This is a genomic window from Bradyrhizobium sp., from assembly GCF_004799445.1.
Classification (GTDB): domain Bacteria; phylum Pseudomonadota; class Alphaproteobacteria; order Rhizobiales; family Xanthobacteraceae; genus Bradyrhizobium.
This window is the reverse complement of the sequence record NZ_SSNA01000115.1, coordinates 1-5,103: the sequence shown is the minus strand read 5'-3', so window position 1 is coordinate 5,103 and position 5,103 is coordinate 1. Positions and strand designations below refer to the sequence as shown.

Below are 5,103 nucleotides of genomic sequence, written 5' to 3'. Positions count from 1 at the left end.
CGGCTGCGGGAATTCTACCTCGCCTATACCAACGTGATCTACAGCCGCAAATGGATTCGCATCTATCTCTATTCGGGCCTGAAGGGGCTTGAGATCAACCGATGGTATGTCGGCGTGGTCCGTGACAAGATTCTTTCCCGCATCATCCGGGAGTGCCGGCATGAAGCGGGGCTGCCCGGGCAAAGCAAGCCGACCGCTGCCGAGCTGGAGATGGCCTGGGTGTTTCACAGCGGAATTTTTTATTATGGCGTCCGCAAATACATCTACGAATCGCCGGTGCTCGAAAACAAGGAGCAGATGATCAGCGATGCCGTTGATGCGTTTCTGGCGGGGTTCGAGCGGGTCTTTGGAAACGCTGATGGCGTCCGCCATTCCCCGGTGAAAGCGGTCGTATAAAGCGTTTCCGAGCGAAGTGGGCACCGGTTCGCGTGAAGAAAACGCGTCAAAGCGAAATACCCAGAGCGTCGGTGAACCGACGCTCTGGGCTGCCTCAGATCAGATATTCTCGATGCCGCCGCTTTTGACCGAGCGCTGGATCGCCTCGAAGCTGCGTACGTTCGCCAGCATTTCATCAGGAGTGACCGGGTAGGGCGCCTCTCCCAGCGCGGCGCGGCCGAAGGCTTCGAGGTTGTCGCGCACCGCCGCATGCGGCGGATAGAAAGCGCTGATGGGATTTTCATCCCGGTGCACGCTGATGACATCCCATCCCGTCGAATTCTGCGGATGGCTGCGGTCGCGAATTTCCATCCAGCCCTTCGATCCCAATAGTGCAAGTCGCCCCATGAATGGCGTCGCCAGCACCGCGCCCAGGATCGCGGTGGCGCCGCTTTCAAACCCCAGCGTGATCGAGATCGTATCGCCGTTCTCGAAATGGCTGCCCAGTTGCGAAAGCCGCGCCCATACACTGGTCGGCCGCCCCAGAAACGCAATCGCAAGATCGACCATGTGAATGCCGGTGGCCGAAAGGGGACCGGCCGGGTTCACCGTCTTCGACAAGCGCCAATTGTCGGGGGGCAGATTCAGGAAAAGATCCTGGCTGAAGTTTCCTTCCAGCAGCAGCGGGTTGCCGAACTCACCGGCCGCAAACCGCTTTCGCATCTCGATGACGGCGGGTTCGAACCGGCGTTCATGGCCGATACCCAGCTGGACGCCTGCCTTCTGCACGGCCGCCAGGGCGCCTTCCGCATCCGCGGCGGTCGTGCAGAGTGGCTTCTCGCAGAAGACATGGCGTCCCGCCCGCGCGGCCGCGACGATCTGTTCGGCGTGTAGTTCCTGTGGCGTGCAGAGAATGACGGCGTCGATCCCAGGGGTCGCCAGCGCATCCTCAAACCGCGTCGCGGTCTCGACGCCGAGCGCTGCGACCGAGGCTCTGGCCTGCTCCAGCGGATCGACGCCCAGCACCGGCTTGATGACAGGACTGTTGAGCAGGTTCTTGAGGATATTTTGTCCCCACCAGCCCAGCCCGACGACAGCGGCATTGATCATATGTTGCTTCCGGTCATTTTGATTTCGACATCTCGGCGCGATACCAGTCGCCGATCTCGCTCGCGGTCATCAGGGCCACGCCATCATGGCCGATGACGTAGTCGAGCAGCGCCTCGAGATATTTGATGCGGTGCGGGACGCCGGTGATGTAGGGATGAACCGAGATCGCCATGATCCGCGCGTTGGTCGCGCCCTCAAGGTACAGCCGGTCGAACTGATCGGTGCAACGCTTGAGAAACTGCTCGGATGGCAGATGCTGCAGCGCGTGGATGACGATGTCGTTGGTTTCCACCGAATAGGGGATGGTCGTCATGGTGCCGTGAGGCGTGGCGATATCCTGCGGCAGATCGTCGATCACCCAGTCCGCCAGATATTCGATGCCATTGAGGCGAAGCAGATCGAGCGTCTCGTTGTTTTCCGTCAGGCCCGGACTTTCCCACGATCGCGGCGACTTGCCTGTGAATTTCGCGATGGTGTCAACAGCGCGCTTGATGGTATCGGCCTGGTTCTCCAGTTTATGCATCGGTCCCTGGACGAAGCCGTGGCCCATGAATTCAAAGCCTGCCTCGAGCGCGGCCGAGGCCACGCGCGGGTAGGAACTGCATACGCTGGCATTCAGCGCCAGGGTCACCGGCATGTTGCGGTCGGTCAGCGCCTTGAACTGCCGCCAGAACCCGGCGCGCATGCCGTATTCGTGCCAGGACCAGTTCGGCACATCGGGTAGAAGCGGCTGCCCCATCGGCGGGCTGAGCACGGTTCGCGGCATCGCGTTCTCGATCCGCCATTCCTCGACATTGAGGATCACCCAGACCGCGAGTTTCTTGCCGCCCGGAAGCACCAGCCTCGGCCGGTCGATTTGCGCCTGATATGGAATTCGATCGGTAAGCGCCACGGGCGTGTCTTCTCGGGTTCTTGAAGATTATTCCGCGGCGTTGGACTGTTTCGAGGTGCCGGCGTTGACCCGCGGTATGACCTTTTCGGCCATTAGAATCATGGACTGCCGTCCGAGCTCGCGGTCTTTCCAGTCCTTGCCGGCGTAAAGCAGCGTGCCGAATTTCCCGACTTCGTCCTGGAACGCCAGTAACTGGTCGGCGACGCTGTCTGGCGTTCCATAGATGATCAGCTTGTCGCAGACCATCTCGAGTGTCACTTCGTCGTCGGGCTGGTCGCGGCGGGTCTTGAACAGCTCGATGCGGCCATTCCTCTTCAATTTGGTGAACAGCGAGCGGTAGTAATAGACGTAAGGGCCGTTCGGGTCGGTCGCGTAGGCCTTTGCCGTCGCCGCGTCCTTGGCCACGAACACGCTCTTGGCGACGCGCCAGTTCGCAGGGTCCGCCGCGCGGCCGCCGCGCTCGCAGCCCTCGACATATTTCGGCCAGTGGCTTTTGACCCAAGCGGGCATCAGGAAGTTTGCCGAAATCGGGTCCCAGCCGCGCACGGCGGCCTCGGTAACGCCCTTTGAGAACGGCGCCACCGCGGTGACGACGATCGGTGGATGCGGCCGCTGCAGCGGCTTTGCGATAAACCCTTGCCCGATATCCCCGATCAGCGTCCGCTCGGTCGAGATGTTCCAGTATTTTCCCTTGAAATTATACGGCGGCTCGCTGGCCCAGATATCGAGGACCTGATTGATCGATTCGAGAAACATCTCGTTACGGTTGGCGTCGAGATTGCCGAACAATTCGGCATCCGACAGCAGCCCGCCGGGGCTGATGCCGAAAATCAGGCGGCCGTCCAGCATGTGATCGAGCATCGCCATGGTGGCCGCCACCGTGGCCGGATGGGTGTTCGGCATGTTGATGGTGCCGGTGCCGAGCTTGATCTGCTTGGTCGCAGCCGCGATCCAGGCCAGGAACGCGATGCAGGAGGTGATGTTCTCCGCCCTGTCGGTGACGTGCTCGCCGACATAGGCCTCGTTGAACCCCAGTTCGTCGGCAAGCAGGAAGGCTTCGCGATCTTCCCGGAGTGAGAGCTGCCAATCCTTGTCGAGAGGATGGATCGGCATGGTAAAGAAACCCAGATTCATCGCCTGCTCCTCCCAGGAGCTGATTTTGTTGCGTTCGGAAATGGTCGCTCGTTTCATGCCATTATGACTAATCCGAAAGTCGAGTCACCAGAAATAATCGTTCGATAAACAACCTTGACCTTTGGCAGGCACCGCCGTCTAATCCTGAAAAATACATCACAATCCGGCCGGGGAGGTCACATCAATGAAAGCCTCGGCTTTCAGCTACGCCCGTGCAACCAGCGTCGGGAACGCGATCGAATTGCTGGTCGCGCATGGCGACGGGGCGAAAGTGCTTTCGGGCGGCCAGAGCCTGATGCCCGCGATGAATCTTCGGTTGGTTGCTCCGGAACTGATCGTTGACATCGGTGATCTCGCTGAACTGCGCGGCATCGCGGTCAGGGGAGACACGGTCAAGATCGGCGCGCTGACCCGCCACGCCGATCTTTTCAAGTCTTCCGAAATCGCCGCGCACGCGCCGCTGTTGACCGACGCCATCGCCCATGTCGCGCATCCCGCCATCCGCAACCGGGGCACGATCGGCGGCAGCCTCGCGCACGCCGATCCGGCGTCCGAACTGCCGGCCTGCATGGTCGCGCTGAATGCCACCATCATCGTCCGTGGACCCGGCGGGGAACGTCGAATTCCAGCCACGGAGTTTTTCACGGGAATTTATGAAACGGTCCTGTCGGCACAGGAATTACTGGTTGCGGTCGAATTGCCGGTCGCGCAAAGGAATTCCGCGCATTTCTTCTGCGAATTCGCCCGACGCCACGGCGACTACGCCATTGTCGGCCTCGCCGCCCAGGCGGTCCTGGAAAATGACACGCTGACCGATCTTCGGGCGGTCTTCTTTGCCGTGGGTGATCGGCCGGTATTGGCGAAGGCCGGAGCAAAGCTGCTCAAGGCAAACGTCACATCAGCATTGTTGTCGGAGGCATCGGATAACCTGGGCGAAGAACTCGATCCGCCCGAAGACCAGCAGGCCAACAGCTCGATGCGCCGGCATCTGGCGAAAGTGTTGCTGGCGCGATGCGTGTCCGCGCTTCTCGGCCGTCCCGATCTCGGTGCCGGGGGATTGGCGTGACGGCAGCGTTGTCGATCTCGCTTCACGTCAACGGCGAGCGCATCGATGCGCAGGTGCTGCCGCGCCTCAACTTGGTGGACTTCCTGCGCGAGCAGCTGAAGCTGACGGGAACCCATGTCGGTTGTGAGCACGGGGTGTGCGGTGCGTGCACGGTGCGCGTGAACGGAGAGATCGTGCGTTCCTGCCTGATGCTGGCGGCGCAGATGCATGGCGCTTCGGTTGAAACCATCGAGGGATTATCCGACAGCGGCGAGATCGCCGATCTGCAGGCCGCCTTCCGCGACCGCAACGCGCTACAATGCGGCTTTTGCACCCCGGGAATGCTGATCGCCGCGCAGGATTTGCTGAAGCAGGAGGCCGAGCCGGACCGGGAGCGAATACGCGAGCATCTCTCCGGCAATTACTGCCGCTGCACCGGCTACCAGGCCATCATCGATGCGGTTGAGACCACGGCGCGCGCCCGCGCGGGGCACACACCATGACGCCGTCACCGGCCAATCCGCAGACGCTCTCGGAGCTCGATCGG

At 61.4% G+C, this 5,103-nt stretch carries 5 protein-coding genes and 1 pseudogene; 3 read left to right on the top strand and 3 right to left on the bottom strand.

Going from position 1 to position 5,103, the window contains the following annotated elements; genetic code table 11:
* Positions 1-396 (top strand): annotated as a pseudogene (locus E8A46_RS15885) (TetR/AcrR family transcriptional regulator); the annotation flags it as partial.
* Positions 397-495: 99 nt separating this feature from the next.
* On the opposite strand, the gene E8A46_RS15880 reads toward E8A46_RS15885, so the two are convergent.
* From E8A46_RS15880 to E8A46_RS15870, 3 genes are read right to left on the bottom strand one after another with little or no spacing between them, the layout of a single operon-like run.
* The gene (locus E8A46_RS15880) at positions 496-1,485 is read right to left on the bottom strand and encodes a Gfo/Idh/MocA family oxidoreductase (protein WP_291562426.1); all 990 of its coding nucleotides are present in this window, start codon (positions 1,483-1,485) and stop codon (positions 496-498) included.
* Positions 1,486-1,498: 13 nt separating this feature from the next.
* Positions 1,499-2,377: a polysaccharide deacetylase family protein gene (locus E8A46_RS15875; RefSeq protein WP_291562421.1), complete on the bottom strand. Its 879-nt coding sequence runs from the start codon at positions 2,375-2,377 to the stop codon at positions 1,499-1,501.
* A 27-nt stretch (positions 2,378-2,404) separates the two neighbouring features.
* The gene (locus tag E8A46_RS15870; protein ID WP_291562418.1) at positions 2,405-3,511 is read right to left on the bottom strand and encodes an LLM class flavin-dependent oxidoreductase; all 1,107 of its coding nucleotides are present in this window, start codon (positions 3,509-3,511) and stop codon (positions 2,405-2,407) included.
* 184 nt (positions 3,512-3,695) lie between these two features.
* On the opposite strand from E8A46_RS15870, the gene E8A46_RS15865 reads away from it, so the two are divergent.
* Positions 3,696-4,577 carry a xanthine dehydrogenase family protein subunit M gene (locus E8A46_RS15865; protein WP_291562415.1) on the top strand — a complete coding sequence of 294 codons (882 nt, stop codon included), beginning with the start codon at positions 3,696-3,698 and terminating at the stop codon, positions 4,575-4,577.
* Positions 4,574-5,059, top strand: coding sequence for a (2Fe-2S)-binding protein (locus E8A46_RS15860; protein ID WP_291562412.1), 486 nt, complete (start codon positions 4,574-4,576; stop codon positions 5,057-5,059). The genes E8A46_RS15865 and E8A46_RS15860 overlap by 4 nt, the downstream gene beginning before the upstream one ends.
* Positions 5,060-5,103: the final 44 nt, after the last annotated feature.

Coding starts and splice junctions, on each gene's coding strand:
- E8A46_RS15865 (WP_291562415.1), top strand. CDS start 3,696: ATGAAAGCCTCGGCTTTCAGCTACGCCCGTGCAACCAGCGTCGGGAAC.
- E8A46_RS15880 (WP_291562426.1), bottom strand. CDS start 1,485: ATGATCAATGCCGCTGTCGTCGGGCTGGGCTGGTGGGGACAAAATATC.
- E8A46_RS15870 (WP_291562418.1), bottom strand. CDS start 3,511: ATGAATCTGGGTTTCTTTACCATGCCGATCCATCCTCTCGACAAGGAT.